This window comes from Mariniflexile sp. AS56, from assembly GCF_030552475.1.
Lineage (GTDB): Bacteria > Bacteroidota > Bacteroidia > Flavobacteriales > Flavobacteriaceae > Mariniflexile.
Window position 1 is genome coordinate 33,565 of record NZ_JAUPED010000018.1, and the last position, 15,010, is coordinate 48,574.

General features: G+C 34.4%; 16 protein-coding genes. 7 read left to right on the plus strand and 9 right to left on the minus strand.

The window, feature by feature from the left end; all coding sequences use genetic code 11:
* Positions 1-387: 387 nt before the first annotated feature.
* From Q5N74_RS16520 to Q5N74_RS16540, 5 genes are all read right to left on the minus strand, one after another.
* Positions 388-936: a hypothetical protein gene (locus Q5N74_RS16520; RefSeq protein WP_304390104.1), complete on the minus strand. Its 549-nt coding sequence runs from the start codon at positions 934-936 to the stop codon at positions 388-390.
* Between the two features lie 164 nt (positions 937-1,100).
* Positions 1,101-1,301 (minus strand): hypothetical protein, encoded by a 201-nt coding sequence (locus Q5N74_RS16525; RefSeq protein WP_304390105.1) that lies wholly within the window; start codon positions 1,299-1,301, stop codon positions 1,101-1,103.
* Between the two features lie 3 nt (positions 1,302-1,304).
* Positions 1,305-1,745, minus strand: coding sequence for a hypothetical protein (locus Q5N74_RS16530; RefSeq protein ID WP_304390106.1), 441 nt, complete (start codon positions 1,743-1,745; stop codon positions 1,305-1,307).
* 351 nt (positions 1,746-2,096) lie between these two features.
* Complete coding sequence (locus Q5N74_RS16535; protein WP_304390107.1) at positions 2,097-2,438, minus strand: P-II family nitrogen regulator; 342 nt, start codon at positions 2,436-2,438, stop codon at positions 2,097-2,099.
* 100 nt (positions 2,439-2,538) lie between these two features.
* On the minus strand, positions 2,539-3,810 hold the full coding sequence (locus Q5N74_RS16540) for an ammonium transporter (RefSeq protein ID WP_304390108.1): 1,272 nt from the start codon (positions 3,808-3,810) through the stop codon (positions 2,539-2,541).
* Positions 3,811-4,082: 272 nt separating this feature from the next.
* Here Q5N74_RS16540 and Q5N74_RS16545 point away from each other — a divergent pair, with 272 nt between their 5' ends.
* A complete protein-coding gene (locus Q5N74_RS16545; protein ID WP_304390109.1) occupies positions 4,083-4,778 on the plus strand; it encodes a peptidoglycan DD-metalloendopeptidase family protein in 696 nt (231 codons plus the stop codon).
* Positions 4,779-4,916: 138 nt separating this feature from the next.
* The gene (locus Q5N74_RS16550) at positions 4,917-5,162 is read left to right on the plus strand and encodes a hypothetical protein (protein ID WP_304390110.1); all 246 of its coding nucleotides are present in this window, start codon (positions 4,917-4,919) and stop codon (positions 5,160-5,162) included.
* Positions 5,163-5,250: 88 nt separating this feature from the next.
* Here the strand turns inward: Q5N74_RS16550 and Q5N74_RS16555 are convergent, their stop codons facing one another.
* A complete protein-coding gene (locus Q5N74_RS16555; protein WP_304390111.1) occupies positions 5,251-5,787 on the minus strand; it encodes a GNAT family N-acetyltransferase in 537 nt (178 codons plus the stop codon).
* A gap of 45 nt (positions 5,788-5,832) precedes the next feature.
* Entirely contained in the window at positions 5,833-7,071 is a 1,239-nt protein-coding gene (gene pepT, locus Q5N74_RS16560) for a peptidase T (protein ID WP_304390112.1), read from the minus strand.
* A gap of 166 nt (positions 7,072-7,237) precedes the next feature.
* On the opposite strand from pepT, the gene Q5N74_RS16565 reads away from it, so the two are divergent.
* A complete protein-coding gene (locus Q5N74_RS16565) occupies positions 7,238-8,272 on the plus strand; it encodes a quinone-dependent dihydroorotate dehydrogenase (protein ID WP_304390113.1) in 1,035 nt (344 codons plus the stop codon).
* A gap of 120 nt (positions 8,273-8,392) precedes the next feature.
* Here the strand turns inward: Q5N74_RS16565 and Q5N74_RS16570 are convergent, their stop codons facing one another.
* Positions 8,393-10,315, minus strand: coding sequence for a T9SS type A sorting domain-containing protein (locus tag Q5N74_RS16570; protein WP_304390114.1), 1,923 nt, complete (start codon positions 10,313-10,315; stop codon positions 8,393-8,395).
* Between the two features lie 80 nt (positions 10,316-10,395).
* The gene (locus Q5N74_RS16575) at positions 10,396-11,325 is read right to left on the minus strand and encodes a spondin domain-containing protein (RefSeq protein ID WP_304390115.1); all 930 of its coding nucleotides are present in this window, start codon (positions 11,323-11,325) and stop codon (positions 10,396-10,398) included.
* Positions 11,326-11,458: 133 nt separating this feature from the next.
* On the opposite strand from Q5N74_RS16575, the gene Q5N74_RS16580 reads away from it, so the two are divergent.
* From Q5N74_RS16580 to Q5N74_RS16595, 4 genes are all read left to right on the plus strand, one after another.
* Positions 11,459-12,322, plus strand: a complete 864-nt coding sequence (locus Q5N74_RS16580; RefSeq protein WP_304390116.1) for a hydroxymethylglutaryl-CoA lyase — start codon at positions 11,459-11,461, stop codon at positions 12,320-12,322.
* 159 nt (positions 12,323-12,481) lie between these two features.
* Positions 12,482-13,636: a hypothetical protein gene (locus Q5N74_RS16585; protein ID WP_304390117.1), complete on the plus strand. Its 1,155-nt coding sequence runs from the start codon at positions 12,482-12,484 to the stop codon at positions 13,634-13,636.
* Positions 13,637-13,908: 272 nt separating this feature from the next.
* Positions 13,909-14,436 carry an FMN-binding protein gene (locus Q5N74_RS16590; RefSeq protein WP_304390118.1) on the plus strand — a complete coding sequence of 176 codons (528 nt, stop codon included), beginning with the start codon at positions 13,909-13,911 and terminating at the stop codon, positions 14,434-14,436.
* Positions 14,436-14,927 carry a hypothetical protein gene (locus Q5N74_RS16595; RefSeq protein WP_304390119.1) on the plus strand — a complete coding sequence of 164 codons (492 nt, stop codon included), beginning with the start codon at positions 14,436-14,438 and terminating at the stop codon, positions 14,925-14,927. Before Q5N74_RS16590 ends, Q5N74_RS16595 begins: the two co-directional genes overlap by 1 nt.
* Positions 14,928-15,010: the final 83 nt, after the last annotated feature.

Consider the following 15,010-nt stretch of genomic DNA (forward strand, 5'->3'; position numbering starts at 1 on the left):
AATATTTTAATGCTTTTGAATGGAAACTTTTACGGGGTGTTGGTTGAAATTTGGAAATTTAATTTATGATGGAAGAAAAAGCTATTTGTAAACTGATGGTGTTACTAAGTCCAATTTTACTTATTTTGTTTTGTATGATTTAATTCGAAATACGTACAGAGAGTTGAATGTTTTAGTTTTCGTTCAAATGTCATGTGTTTGTATAATAGCTTCCGAATGAAAATCATTAGCTAACAAACAAAGTAACCAATAGAGGTATAACTAGAACTAATAAATTTTAATTTTACGTAGTCCTATTTTATTATAATAGTTTGGGAATTGATGGATAGCGTACAAGTGAAAATAGAATAGTAACACTTATCGTGTTGATTTTTAATAGTTTAAGGTTTATATTGTCATTGCTGCCATTTGTTTATCTAAGAACTCTTTAATTTCTTGTTTGTGCCTAGTTTTAGCAGTTCCACTAGTTCTTCCATTTTTTTCCATATCTGTTATTTCGTCTTCCTTTTTTGGAAAGGGAAAGCGACCATCCCAACTAGTATAATTTTGGAAATTGTTTAAGAGTTCAATTTCTTTTTCAGATAATTCTATTTTGTAATGGTTAACTATTTCCATATAGCTATGCCCATTAGTGTTATTTGATTTCCATTGTTTCATGAATTCCTTGAAAGAAGAAATTTGACCACTCAAAATATTATTTTTTTCCTCAAATAAAGCTCTAGCTTTTAGGATTAATTCCAAGCTTACCGCATACATAAGCATACTTCCTCTGAACAAACCGAGTGCATGAATTCTTTCATTTTGACTCCTAATTCTCATAACCTCCTTTCCTTTTTCGAACGAATCGTCAGCTGCAAGTTTTAAACTTAAAGCATGTTCTTCATATACCATCCATGAAAGTGAAGGCCTTATGTTGGTGTATTTTTTGGCGCTCAATATTCTCTATATTTTTAAGTTTGGTTTTAATGCTCTACAAAGTTTATGAATATGGAAAGTTGCGCGTTTGTGTGCGAGGATGTTCCGGCGGAAAATCAGAAGCTTGTAAAGGAGCTACTAACATAGATTTAAGTCTAAATTAACAATTTTTTATAAACAGTATTTTATCCTCTTCCACTTCCATTACAACAAGAACAAGCTTGTCCAGAAGAGGCTAACATATGTCTTTTTTCAGTCAGAGTTTCTAGTCCTTTCTCAATGTCAGATTTCCACAATCCAGTTTTCCCTTCATTTACCGTGTTTTGATATTGCTCAACAGCCTCGATAGCTTCTTTTACTTTTTGATAAACTTTATACTCGTCCATATCTTATATTATTGTTTGTGTTACAGTGCTTAAATTCACATTTTTCATTCCTTCGTAAGCCTTAGTTATTTCATTTGTCATTAAGCTACGACAAGTCTTTTTGTGTCCAGGAACTAGTTCATTAATGTTGTTTAAAGTGTCATAAAGGTCTTTATATGAAGTCCAATAAGTTTGGTATAGAATACTTTTTTCAATAACATCGTGATTCCATAATGAAGCTGTGAGGGATAAGGCGTTTACAGCTTTAACGACATCAGGTCCAATTAGATTTTTTTCATCAATTTCATTTATATTCTGCCAAGCCATATGTAAATCAATTACACCTTGGCGTCTGAACATATTTTTATTTGTATTATTAGCTTTGCCAGATAGATAAACGGCAATTAAACTTACTGCAATTGAAAATGATGCTATTATTAGTGTTATTAGTTCAAATTTTGTCATTCAGTTTTTGTTTTTTCATATTGTATATAACTATAAGACTTAACCAGTTTCAATTGGCTATATATACTCTTAAACGAAGTTAAAATTTTTTCTCACAAAATGAAGTTGAATTTTCCTTTTTAAGCAAAAAAAAATCCTGATAGTTTTCTATCAGGATTTTTAATTACAAAGTATGTTTTTATGTTGTACTGCGCGTTAGGGATTGCAGAGGAAATCCTTTTTAAACTAAAAAGAATCTAAACTTTATTTGGAAACTAAATAGTGGCAGATGGCTTCGGCCTTTGTGCTCGCCATGAGGTTTAAAAAGATTGCAACGAAAAGCCCGACCCTTGTGGTAACGCCCAAATACTATTATTTAATAGCTTCGATGCCTCGGGTTCTGGTACGAATTCTAATAGCGTCTTCTACGGGGTACACGAAAATTTTACCGTCGCCTACTTGTCCTTCAGAGGCATTATCGAGTATAATATCGATGCATTTGTCTAAATTTGAGTCGCTTACAATACACATAATCATGATACGCGTTTGTAAAATCATAGATTGTTCGGTACCACGGTAACGCTCGGTATAGCTTTTTTGCAAGCCCGACCCTTTTACAGGAACAATGGTTAAACATGGTATATCGGCTTCTCTAAGGCCTTGTTGTACGTCTTTAAGTTTAGAGGGTCTTATAATGGCTTCTACTTTTTTCATGTCATTATTATTTTATGGTTACATCGTACTTTCATAAAAGGACGCCTTGCGGTGTAAACGTTTATAAAAGTACGCTGTGTTTGTTTAGTGTTTTCTTAAATTATTCGAATGTGGTGTAGGCTTCAACTCCAAATGATACAGCATCGATACCTGCGTTTTCTTCGCGACGTGATACTCGAATACCAATGGTTTTTTTCAAAATAACCATTAATAAATAAGTCACTATGAAAGATAGGGAACCAATAGCAATCACACCTATAGTTTGTGTTACTAATAGCGAGGTGCCACCACCGAAAAACAAACCGTTTTCGGTTGCAAAGAAACCCACAGCAATGGTACCAAACAAACCGTTTATACCGTGTACTGCAATCGCACCAACGGGATCGTCAATTTTAATTTTATCGAAGAATATAACGGCAAGATCTACTAACACCCCTGCGATTAAACCAATAATGATGGCCGAATTGGAATCGACTACATTACAACCTGCAGTAATAGCTACTAAACCAGCTAATACACCATTTATAGCCATGGTGATATCTATTTGACCGTATTTGAAATAGGTGTAAACCATAGTGGAAAGTCCGCCAGCTGCCGATGCTAAAAAGGTGTTAACAACAACGGTTCCTATAAGTTCCCAATTTCCAACAGCTGATAGGGTAGAACCTGGGTTGAACCCAAACCAACCAAACCATAAAATAAAGGCGCCAACGGCTGCTAATGGTAAGTTGTGACCCGGTATTGGATTTGATTTTCCTGTTTTAGTATATTTTCCAAGACGTGGCCCTAATACAATGGCAGCGGCTAAAGCTGCAAAACCACCCATAGCGTGAACTGCCGACGACCCTGCAAAGTCGTTAAAGCCTCGAAGTGCTAACCAACCATCTGGATTCCAAACCCAATGTGCTGCTACAGGGTACATAACGGCGCAAAATATAAATACAAATAGGGCGTAAGACCATAATTTCATGCGTTCTGCAACGGCACCAGATACGATGGAAATGGATGCTATAGCAAAACCAAGTTGTATAAACCAGAAGAGTTTGTTGGAAACGGTAAGTCCCAGACCTAAATCGTCCGTCGTTATACCAAAGTCTAGTGCAAACCAGCCATTCGATTTTCCGTAGGCAATACCAAAACCAATAATATAGAAGGCAATACCTCCAAAAATAATATCGATCATGACTTTAGCTATTATACTCATCGCATTTTTTGCACGCACAAAACCAGCTTCAAGCAATGCAAAACCACCTTCCATTAAAAATATAATAGCACCACAAAGTGCTACCCATACACTATCTATACCGTGTATAATTTCTTTTTGATCAATGAGCTCGGTTGGTTGTTGAGCAATAAGTGCTAATAATTCCATAAATTTTTTAGTTAATTAGTTTTAGTTGTTAAAAATCAGGCCTATTTCCTTAGAGAGTTTTGAAGAAATATTCAGGTTTATTTTTAAAAAAGCATGAATGTAATGATTTTAAAGCCTTTAGTTATGGAATTGGCAGCGGGAAATAAATTTTTTCGAAATTCTCACTAAACCGTAAAATTCTTAATTTGATTTTTTCTATAATCGGACTTCTAGTTAAAAATATTTAAACCCAAAAAGTGTGTTTTTTTAATACTTTTGAATAAATACTTTTTATGGCGACTCGATTAAACTTTAAAGATTTCCTTATTGGTATAAGTAATAAACCGCTTCGTATTTTAGACGCTTCCATTAAAAATTCGGCTTATATTAAGTTAGATTTATCGGAAGAAAATGAAGGATTACGCCATGTTGATGTATCTTCATCTAAGAAGTTAGAAACTTATATTACAAGTCACATTCAAAAACACGCTGCTTCGGTGGCCTTTGGTGGCTATAATGAAGCCCGAGGCATTTATAAACGCAGTACGTATTTTAATGATTCGCCAGAAAAGGAACGAAACATCCATTTAGGTGTCGATTTGTGGCATGCTGTAAATACACCTATTTATGTGCCGCTAGATGCTACGGTGCACAGTTTTAAAAACAATATGAATTTTGGTGATTATGGCCCGACTATTATTTTGAAACACCAAATAAAGGATGTGGAGTTTTATACACTTTATGGTCATTTAAGTTTGGCGTCTATTGAAAATGTTAAGGTGAATCAAGTTTTTAAGCAAGGTGATTTGTTAGGTACTTTGGGTGATGCTAAAGTGAATGGCGATTACCCACCGCATTTACATTTCCAAATTATTAGAGACTTACAAAATTTTAATGGTGATTATCCTGGGGTTTGTAGTAAAACCGATTTAGATTTTTATTTAGATAATTGCCCAGACCCTAATGTATTATTGAAATTAGAAGGTTAAAAACTTATATATTAACAGCTTAGGGTTTGTTTATATAGTGAGAAATGGTAATTCTATAACACTTGTTAAAATTGATGTAATTCTTTTAGTTCTTGTTGGTTGTACCTTGCACCTATATTAATCAATAAAACAATTAAGATGAAAAAAAGAACATTAATACTCGGAAACTCTATAAGTTTTGCCATTTTTGCCTCTGTAATATTATTAAGTTTTACAAGTTGTAGAGAAGAGAAATCAAAATCGGATACAATTATAATTGAAAAAGAAGTGCAAGCGCCAAAAGAGAAAGAAAGTGATGGTACCTCACTAAGTATTGGTAGTGATGGTGTTGATTTTTCAACTAAAAACGGAAAGAAAAAAACAGAAATTACTATTGAAGATTAATTCAATTTAGAAAATATATAAAAACAAAAAACCAGCTAAATAGCTGGTTTTTTGTTTTTATATAAGAAGGTAAAGTTATGCTTTGCCTTTATTCATCAGCAAATTTGGAGTAAATATCAACACTAATAAACTTGTTATTTTTAATTTCACAGTCTTTCATAGTGCCTTCCAAATTGAATTTAAGTTTTGCTAGTGCCTTTTTACAAGCTATATTTTCAGTTTCTACAAAACCTTCAATTCTATGTAAATCTAGATTTTTAAAGGCGTAATTAAAAATAAGAGGCATTGTTTGCGTCATAAGTCCTTTTCCCCAGTTTTCTGGTAATAACCAAAAACCTATTTCTGCTTTTTTATGGATTTTGCTTAATGCATTGAGACCTCCAGCACCCAGAAAAGTGCCATCAAATTGGGAACAAATCGCCCACCAAATACCAGTTCCATTCTTTTCAAGGTCTTCAAACCAGATCATTTGTTCTTTTGTGGCTTCCAAACTGTTGAAGCTAATGCCGTAATACTTTATAATATCGGGGTGCGAAAGTCCTTTAAAAACATGTTCTAAATCTGCATTTGTAAATTGCCTTAAAATAACGTTCTCAGATTTTAGAATGGGAAATTCACCTGCCATTTACTTTTTCTTTTTTGGAGTTCCTTGATGGTGGTATGAGATGCTTTATTTTTTTATAGCCGCTAATTCCGCGATTTTACAAATAACTTCAGTTGCTTTAATCATACTTTCAACGGGTACATACTCGTAACGCCCATGAAAATTATGTCCGCCAGCAAATATATTTGGGCATGGTAAGCCCATGTAACTTAATTGTGAGCCATCGGTACCGCCACGAATTGCCTTTATAAGAGGTGCAATATGTAGTTGTTTCATGGCTTCTTCCGCAATATCTACAATATGCATAACAGGTTCAATCTTTTCGCGCATATTAAAATACTGGTCTTTTATTTCAACGCTTATCACTTCTCTATCATATTGTTCGTTTAGCTCGGTTGCTAAATTTTCCATAACGGCTTTACGTGCTTCAAAATGTCCTAAATCGTGATCACGGATAATGTATTCCAAAACCGTTTCTTCAACTTCACCTGTCATAGAAGACAAATGGAAAAAACCTTGGTAATCCTCCGTATGTTCAGGAGTTTCCATGCGCGGTAATGAATTTATAAATTCTTGGGCAATGTACATGGAGTTTATCATTTTACCCTTGGCATAACCTGGGTGTACAATTTTACCTTTTACTTTTACAACAGCACCAGCGGCATTAAAGTTTTCGTATTCAAGTTCGCCAATTTGGCTACCATCCATAGTGTAAGCCCAATCGGCTCCAAATTTGGCAACATCAAATTTATGAGCACCTCTACCTATTTCTTCATCGGGTGTGAAGCCTACTTTAATGGTGCCGTGTTTTATTTCTGGATGGTTAATTAAATATTCCATGGCCGAAACAATTTCAGTAATACCCGCTTTATCATCGGCCCCCAATAGTGTGGTGCCATCGGTTGTAATTAAGGTTTGCCCTTTATATTGCAGTAAATCATCAAAATAATCGGGAGATAGGATAATGTTTTCAGCTTCATTTAAAACAATATCTTTTCCATCGTAATGCTCAATAATTTGTGGGTTTACGTTGGCTCCAGTAAAATCTGGTGAGGTATCAAAGTGGGAGATAAAACCAATGGTGGGCGTTTCATGGCTCACGTTACTTGGCAGAGTGGCCATAATATAAGCATGCTCGTCAATGCTCACATCATGCATACCAATCGCTTTTAACTCTTCGGCAAGTTTGTTTGCTAAATCCCATTGCTTAGCCGTACTAGGTGTGGTGTTTGATGTGGGATCCGATTCGGTATCGATTGTAACGTAACTTATAAAGCGTTTTATGATGTGTTCTTTTGAAATCATTTTGAGATGAATTATTAAAGTGTTAAGGTAAGAAATTTTAGAGGTTCTGAGAGATAATCACATAGCCTTTTGTGCTTCAAAAGTACAATTATTAATTTTTTTTGCTTTTGAAAAGGATGATTTTTTATTTTGAATATTTAGGAGTACTTTTGCAGAAATAATACAGATGTACAAACTATTACTTCGCCCGTTATTTTTCTCGTTCGATCCAGAAAAGATTCATTATTTCACATTTTCATTAATTAAAAACACCTCTAAAATTCCAGGTTTTGCTGCTATTTTTAGAAGTTTATATGTGGTGAATGATAAACGATTGGAACGAAACCTTTTCGGTATTACCTTCAAAAACCCTGTAGGTTTAGCCGCAGGATTCGATAAAAATGCGGTTTTATATAATGAACTTGCCAATTTCGGATTTGGTTTTATCGAAATAGGAACCGTTACCCCAAAAGCACAAGCAGGAAACCCGAAAAAACGTTTGTTCCGTTTGAAAGACGATCAAGGTATTATTAACCGTATGGGTTTTAATAATGAAGGTCTTGAAGCAGCTATCTCGCAATTAAAAAATAATAAGGGTAAACTTATTATTGGTGGAAACATTGGTAAAAACACAAATACCAAGCCCGAAGATTATACAAAAGATTATTTAGAATGTTTTAATGCGCTGCACCCGTTTGTAGATTATTTTGTGCTCAACGTAAGTTGTCCGAATGTGGGAAGCCATGCGAAATTAAATGATAAAGAATATTTAGAAGAGTTAATTGGTGCTGTACAAAAAGCCAACAAAACCTTCGAAAAGCAAAAACCCATTCTTTTAAAAATTGCGCCCGATTTAAATAATGCGCAGTTAGATGAAATTATAGAATTGGTTGCAACCACCAAGTTAGATGGGGTTATTGCTAGTAATACATCTACTGATAGAACAGGATTAATAGCCTCTGAAACTCAATTAGAAGCTATTGGAAACGGCGGTTTAAGCGGACAACCCGTTAAGAATAAAAGCACACAAGTTATTAAGTATCTAGCTGATAAAAGTAATAAGGCGTTCCCTATAATTGGGGTTGGTGGTATTCATTCCGCAGAAGATGCTTTAGAAAAAATGCGTGCAGGTGCCGATTTAGTACAGGTTTATACCGGTTTTATTTACGAAGGGCCTAGTCTTGTGAAATCTATAAACAAAGCGATTCTTAAAGAAGCTTAATTTAGAAATTAAACTGAATTTATTGTAGTAAGTATAAGTTACGAATTTTTAGTTTCTGGTAGGGTACTTGTTGAAATCATTTAAGTAAATAGAATGGCTATTTAATGCAGTAAAAGGTTATTACTTTATAACCTTTTTGGTTACTGTATTGCCGTTACTTCTAATGGTTAGTAAGTACATACCAGAAGTAAGGTTGCCTATATGTATTTGCTTATCGGTTAAATTTCCAGTTAATACAACATTTCCAGTTAAATCACTTAATTGATAATTTACAGCGTCGTGTGGGTTCGAAAAGGCCACATGAATGGTTTTGCCATTAACGGGGTTTGGGTATATTTTAACCGTATCGTTTGTAATAGGAATGTCTATTGTTTTAATAAAAATATTATCAATAGCCATATCTCCATCCCAACCACTACCTCTTATAGCCCTAAAACGCAGATTAATTGTTTGGTTCGTGTAGGCCGCTAAGTCGATATTTTTAATAATAAAAGCATCGTCTTGATGTTTTTGTTGACTACCAATAATAGCGGGAATCACATCATTTATATAGCCAGCATCCGTTTTTATATCAACATGTAATTCACCAATATTTTTTCCAAACATGTGGTATGAAAACTCCAATTCAGAATTCGGGTTAACAATATCCATACATGGCGATATTAACTCGGCAATATCACCTGCCTGCGCACCAGAAGCTTCTGCGTACATATAGGTGTTTGTTTGGTTTTGCGTTGTTTTTGTTAAAATAGGACCTGTGTTAACCGAGGTTGTTTCACCTTTATTTAGAAGCCAATTATAGCCATGCTCGGTCACATCTTTAGCCGTCCAATTGACATCACTTTGTAAATGATACGATTCAAAATCATCATTAAAAAGAGTTACGGCGTCACCCACTTTTATAAGTTTTGAATAGGTCTTTTTTATGTGTTTAGATTTTGTTGAAACGGTTAGCGTTACATCATAAATACCTGTTGTAAAGGTATGCGTTGGGTTTTGTGTGGTGTAATCAATCACGCCGTCACTATCTACATCCCAAGCCCATTTTGAAATGTTTTTACAACTGCTTTGAAAATTTACGGTTAACGATTCATCACAGGTTTGAACAACGTCTGCCGTGAAATTAGCATTAAAAGTAGGGCAAGCCAAATAGTTTTTAACGGTAAGGTAATAGGCATACATGCGGGCGAGTTGCTGTTGCGAAAAATGAGAGCGACAGCCTTTTCTGGAATAGGACATGATGTTTGATGTGTCCGGTGTGTAAGCATCTCCGTTAGCATCAGTTTCAGTTCCTGTGTATTGACAGAAATTATTAACGTTTTTGGTGGTTAATTTTGGGTCGGCTGGCGTGTCGCAAATGCCATCGCCATTAGTATCACAGTTGCTACCGTCTACTAATTCTGTTGTTAGTGCATCATCGGCACCATGTGTATGGGCTAAAGAGAAAAAATGACCTATTTCATGAGCCAAAGTAGAATCGTTAGTAACACAACTATTTTTGACTACAATCACATCATTTCTACCTTCATTATCAGCATAACCACAAATGCTTTCATCCTTTTCATTTTCAATAGAATCTGCAAAATAAATATTTATTAGACCCGCCACATTGTTAGATTCTACCAATGTTTTTTCATCTCCTTTTTTCAAGTGGCATAGGCTATCTTCATCAATATAATTAATACCGTCACATAAAAAGAACTCCATGTAGGCATCAGCATACATACTATTCAAATTATTAATAGCTGTATTAAGGTCTGCTTCACAAATACCTCCGGTACCCTTCGAGCTACGAATAACGTGTGCTTTGATGGGTATGGAATTATTCAAGATGGTATGAGATGGGTTTTTAGCCAACTGTTTTTGCATAAAGGCCTGCTCATACTTTTTAAGCTGGGGTTTTATACTGTTGTAAAATTCTAAAGATTGTTGTGAGACTGTTGTTCCACACGATGCTGTTTCATTTTGTGCAAACAAGTTGGCACTCCATGATAAAGATATCAATAGGAAAAGGTAGGCTAATGTAGGTTTTAAAAGATGCATTTGGGGAAAACATTTTTTTCAAATGTATAGCATAACACCTTTTTATAATAATTAAAACGTTGAACCGTGAGAATAAACGACTAGTTGACAAGTAGTTTGCTAGTTTTGCTCTTTCCGTCAACACCATTCAGTTTTAATAGATACATACCTTTACTTAAATGAGATACATTAAAATCGATTTTTGAAGTCTGCGCGTTAAGTGTAACGTCTGTTACTAAGCGTCCCAATATGTTATAAAGTTGAATTGATTTTAAGTCCATATTTCGGCTATTTGAAACCGTTACTTTACTCTGTGCTGGGTTGGGGTATATTGTAATGTTTTCAATAGCATTTTGGCTCAGAGTACTTAAAGTTGAAGCATTATAAGTAAAAGTAATAGTCCCCATTTTATTACTATTTATTGGAACACCTGTAATTTTAGAAATACCTAAGCGTGGGCTACTTACCATATTTTCAGATGTATAATTTACACCATCATCGGTACCCGCATCATATGCGAAAACGTCTAAAGTAAAAGTCTCTTTCCAACCATTGTTAATGGTGTTGTTTCCAGATCTTAAATTAATACTGTTTACGGCAATAAACCAGTCGGGGCTTGGAGCCACCATAGAAACCAGACTGATTAAAGGGTATGTTTCACTTACTTGTAAATTGTTAAGGGTAAAAGTGCCAACGGCGCTGCCAATACCTCCTGCATTTAGCCATTGGTCTGCTTTGTTGGCAGAAATAGCTGTATTCACTTCATTCATGAAATTGGTATTGTTACCTAATTCAGCAACATCTTTAATACCATTGGTGTTTGGAGATATAGCGCCTATTTCATAAAATTGATTCGTCGTGTTATGAGTGGCACCCACTAAGGCAGACCAATGCGCGCCTCCAGGAACTGAAGTGTGATCGGTTTCATTCCAAATAGTGGTGAGTGATATGTTATAGGTTGCCGTACTCTGGCAGTAACTGCCAATTGAAAATAAAAGTCCGATAATTAAAGTAAACGTAGAATTTTTCATAAGGCATCGAGTTATTTGTATTATAGGTCTACTATTTTCACGAATACTAACAAAAAGAAACGTTTTACTTATTTTTTAAATAAGCTCTTTATAAAAATAATAGTATTTTTAGCATCGTATTTTAAACCAAGTAATGTCAAGCGAAATAAAGATTATAGAATGCCCACGAGATGCCATGCAAGGCATTAAGCAGTTTATTCCAACAGAGAAAAAGGTGCAATACATTCAGTCGTTATTACGAGTTGGTTTTGATACGATTGATTTTGGAAGTTTTGTTTCACCCAAAGCCATTCCACAAATGGTAGATACCGCAGAAGTGCTGTCGCGATTGGATTTAAGTAAAACAAGCAGCAAACTATTATCTATAATAGCAAATAGAAGAGGGGCGGAAGATGCTAGTAATCATCCTGAAATAGGTTATTTGGGGTATCCGTTTTCTATATCTGAGAATTTTCAAATGCGTAATACGCACAAAACGATTGCGCAATCTATAGTTACACTTTCTGAAATATTAGAAATTGCGAACAAATCCAATAAAGAAGTGGTGGTTTATATTTCTATGGGGTTTGGAAACCCATATGGAGACCCATGGAATGTGGATATTGTGGGGGAGTGGACCGAGCGTTTAAGCAATATGGGCGTTAAAATATTATCTTTAAGTGATACTATTGGAAGTTCTAATTCAGAGAATATTCACTATTTATTTTCAAATTTAATTCCGCAGTATCAAAATATAGAGTTTGGAGCCCATTTACATACCACACCATCTACTTGGTTCGAAAAGGTCGATGCAGCTTATAAGGCGGGCTGTAAACGTTTCGATGGTGCCATACAAGGTTATGGAGGTTGCCCAATGGCGAAAGACGAATTAACAGGTAATATGCCAACCGAAAAGTTGTTATCTTACTTTACTTCACAGAAAAATAACAACCTAAATGCGCTTAGTTTTGAGAGTGCGCATAATGAGGCAACTAAAATTTTTAGCGTATATCATTAAATTTAGCCTATCTAAAAGGTTAATAATTAGGGGTGTAAAAAGTTTATTTAAATTTAATCTAAATAAACTTTGTGATTCTCATTTTGTATTTTATTTTTGCACGATATTTTAACATATTATTTATATCAAGTCTAAATAAAAACAAAACAATCACTAAAAATGAAAAGAATATCTTTACTATTAGCCACTTTTACAGCAGCTTTTACATTTGCACAAACGGTACCAGATTCCCTTTCAACAAACCCACAAACTCAATTAAATGCGGCACAACGTATTTTAACAGGGAACATTAATACAGGTGTTACTGTTGGAGGTTATGGTGAAATAACATACAACCAGCCAGAAGGTGGTAATGGAACGTTAGATGTACAACGTTTGGTATTATTATTTGGTTACAAATTTAACGATAAAGTACAATTTGTTACCGAAGTAGAATTTGAACATGTAAAAGAAGTATATGTAGAACAAGCATTTATTCAATACACGGTTGCAGATAATGTAAACTTACGTGGTGGTTTAATGCTAGTACCAATGGGTATTATTAATGAGTTTCACGAACCAACAACCTTTAATGGTGTAAACAGACCAAGTGTTGATAAAAGTATTGTTCCAACTACATGGAGAGAAATAGGTGTAGGTGTTCAAGGTCGATTTAACGAAATTTCTTTAGGTTACCAAGCGTATGTGTTTAACGGATTTAAATCTGTGAACGACGGAAAGGTTTTAGGAGGTTCTAACGGTTTACGTAATGGACGTCAAAAAGGCGCAGAATCAACTATTAACACGCCTAATTTATCTGGAAAATTAGATTATTACGGGATATTAGGTTTACGTTTAGGTTTATCTGGGTATTTTGGACGCACACAAGCTGAAGATGGTGTCGATATGATTGATGGGTCTGATGTTGGTCTTTCTATGATTGGTTTAGATGCACGTTATGCTTACCAACGTTTTGCTGCAAGAGGTCAATTTATCCACACAAGTGTTTCTGGTAGTGAAGATTATAATACTTTAAATACTGCAGATTTAGGTAGTTCTTTACAAGGTTGGTATTTAGAAGCTGCTTATAACTTATTACCACAAACAAAACAACAACAGTTATATGCTTTTGCACGTTATGAAGATTATGATACGCATGCATCAGTAGCTGGAAGTTTAATTAGAAAGGATAGTTATAATAGAGATGACTGGACTTTAGGTTTAAGTTATAAAATAGCACCAGGAGCCGTTGTTAAAGCCGATTATCAGTTTAAAAATAACGCAGATGACAGTGCTACAAACCAATTAAACTTTGGTTTAGGTGTTTGGTTCTAAAACAATTTTTACTGTAATTACGGCGTATTACAATTTCCTATTTATTAAAATAGAATTGACATGTAATAGCTAATGCATAGAAACAAAACCAGAAAGCTAAAGTAGATCTTATATTTACTTTAGCTTTTTGGTATATTATTTGTTCCGTTAACAACGAATAAGAATGTATTATAACAGGTTTGAAAGAAAAGCACATTGCAATACCGTGGATTTGTTCTAAACCATTTTTTAATGACATTCAAATTTTAAAATTAAAAGTTTATTTTTGCCGCATGATTTTTAAAAAGGTTACCATTTTATTATTAGCTTTTTCATTACTGTCTTTTTCTATACAAAAAGATTTAAGTAAGAAAATAGATAAAGAGATTAAAGATACTTTTAAGTTATCTAGCTATGCATATACGCCTATTTCATTTTCAACCGAAATAAATAAAGAATTACCATCACAATTTGATGCTAAAAACTTTATAAGCATCCATGCTAATAAAAAAGTAGTGGGCTATGCTTATATGGGGAAAGCCCCAAGCAAAACGGACGAGTTTGATTATTTAGTATTGCTAGATACAGACCATATCGTGTTAAAAACAAAGGTGACGGCTTATCGTGAAGATTACGGTGGCGAAATAGGGAGCAAACGCTGGCTGCAACAATTCATTGGTAAAAAAGCATCAGATAATTTGAGGTATGGCGATAATATTGTGGCTATATCTGGCGCAACAATTTCGGTGCGTTCCATGACGAATGCTATGAATAACTTATTGAAGTCATTAAAAATGCTTCAATCTAAAAAATTACTTTAATGCAACTAAACGGATTAATATTAACGCTTCCAAAAGAATTAAAATTATTAATCGGTGCATTTGTTATCGTGTTAAGTATTGGGTTTTATACCGGTTTATTATTTGTGGGCGAAACCTCTTCCGCAAATCCCAATGGTATTGAAGAGCAGTATTTAGGAAATGAATTTGATGAAAACGCAGAAGTTATGCACTTTAAAAAAAGTGCTAAAGAAATGCTTACTTTGGTGCATAATCACATTCTTTCCATGTCTATTATTTTCTTTTTAATAGGGCTTTTGGTTTCTATAACGCAATTGGGATCTAAGCTTAAAATGTTTTTAATAGTAGAGCCTTTTGTATCGGTGGTATTAACCTTTGGTGGGCTTTATTTACTTTGGTGCGACATCCTTTGGATGAAATATATTGTGATGTTTTCAGGTATTTTAATGACGCTTACCTTTACTGTTTCGGTGCTTGTAATTCTTAAACAATTGCTTCAGAAAAGTCATTAATTTTGTGCGTTACGGTTCTTTTTTCTGCCCATTTTCTACTATTCATTTTTCAAAAGTGATAATTTAACATATTTCCATTAAAC

Excerpts from the sequence above, each read along its gene's own strand:
- Q5N74_RS16525 (WP_304390105.1), bottom strand. The coding sequence starts at position 1,301 with ATGGACGAGTATAAAGTTTATCAAAAAGTAAAAGAAGCTATCGAGGCT.
- Q5N74_RS16530 (WP_304390106.1), bottom strand. The coding sequence starts at position 1,745 with ATGACAAAATTTGAACTAATAACACTAATAATAGCATCATTTTCAATT.
- Q5N74_RS16535 (WP_304390107.1), bottom strand. The coding sequence starts at position 2,438 with ATGAAAAAAGTAGAAGCCATTATAAGACCCTCTAAACTTAAAGACGTA.
- Q5N74_RS16540 (WP_304390108.1), bottom strand. The coding sequence starts at position 3,810 with ATGGAATTATTAGCACTTATTGCTCAACAACCAACCGAGCTCATTGAT.
- Q5N74_RS16545 (WP_304390109.1), top strand. The coding sequence starts at position 4,083 with ATGGCGACTCGATTAAACTTTAAAGATTTCCTTATTGGTATAAGTAAT.
- Q5N74_RS16550 (WP_304390110.1), top strand. The coding sequence starts at position 4,917 with ATGAAAAAAAGAACATTAATACTCGGAAACTCTATAAGTTTTGCCATT.
- Q5N74_RS16555 (WP_304390111.1), bottom strand. The coding sequence starts at position 5,787 with ATGGCAGGTGAATTTCCCATTCTAAAATCTGAGAACGTTATTTTAAGG.
- pepT (WP_304390112.1), bottom strand. The coding sequence starts at position 7,071 with ATGATTTCAAAAGAACACATCATAAAACGCTTTATAAGTTACGTTACA.
- Q5N74_RS16565 (WP_304390113.1), top strand. The coding sequence starts at position 7,238 with ATGTACAAACTATTACTTCGCCCGTTATTTTTCTCGTTCGATCCAGAA.
- Q5N74_RS16570 (WP_304390114.1), bottom strand. The coding sequence starts at position 10,315 with ATGCATCTTTTAAAACCTACATTAGCCTACCTTTTCCTATTGATATCT.
- Q5N74_RS16575 (WP_304390115.1), bottom strand. The coding sequence starts at position 11,325 with ATGAAAAATTCTACGTTTACTTTAATTATCGGACTTTTATTTTCAATT.
- Q5N74_RS16580 (WP_304390116.1), top strand. The coding sequence starts at position 11,459 with ATGTCAAGCGAAATAAAGATTATAGAATGCCCACGAGATGCCATGCAA.
- Q5N74_RS16585 (WP_304390117.1), top strand. The coding sequence starts at position 12,482 with ATGAAAAGAATATCTTTACTATTAGCCACTTTTACAGCAGCTTTTACA.
- Q5N74_RS16590 (WP_304390118.1), top strand. The coding sequence starts at position 13,909 with ATGATTTTTAAAAAGGTTACCATTTTATTATTAGCTTTTTCATTACTG.
- Q5N74_RS16595 (WP_304390119.1), top strand. The coding sequence starts at position 14,436 with ATGCAACTAAACGGATTAATATTAACGCTTCCAAAAGAATTAAAATTA.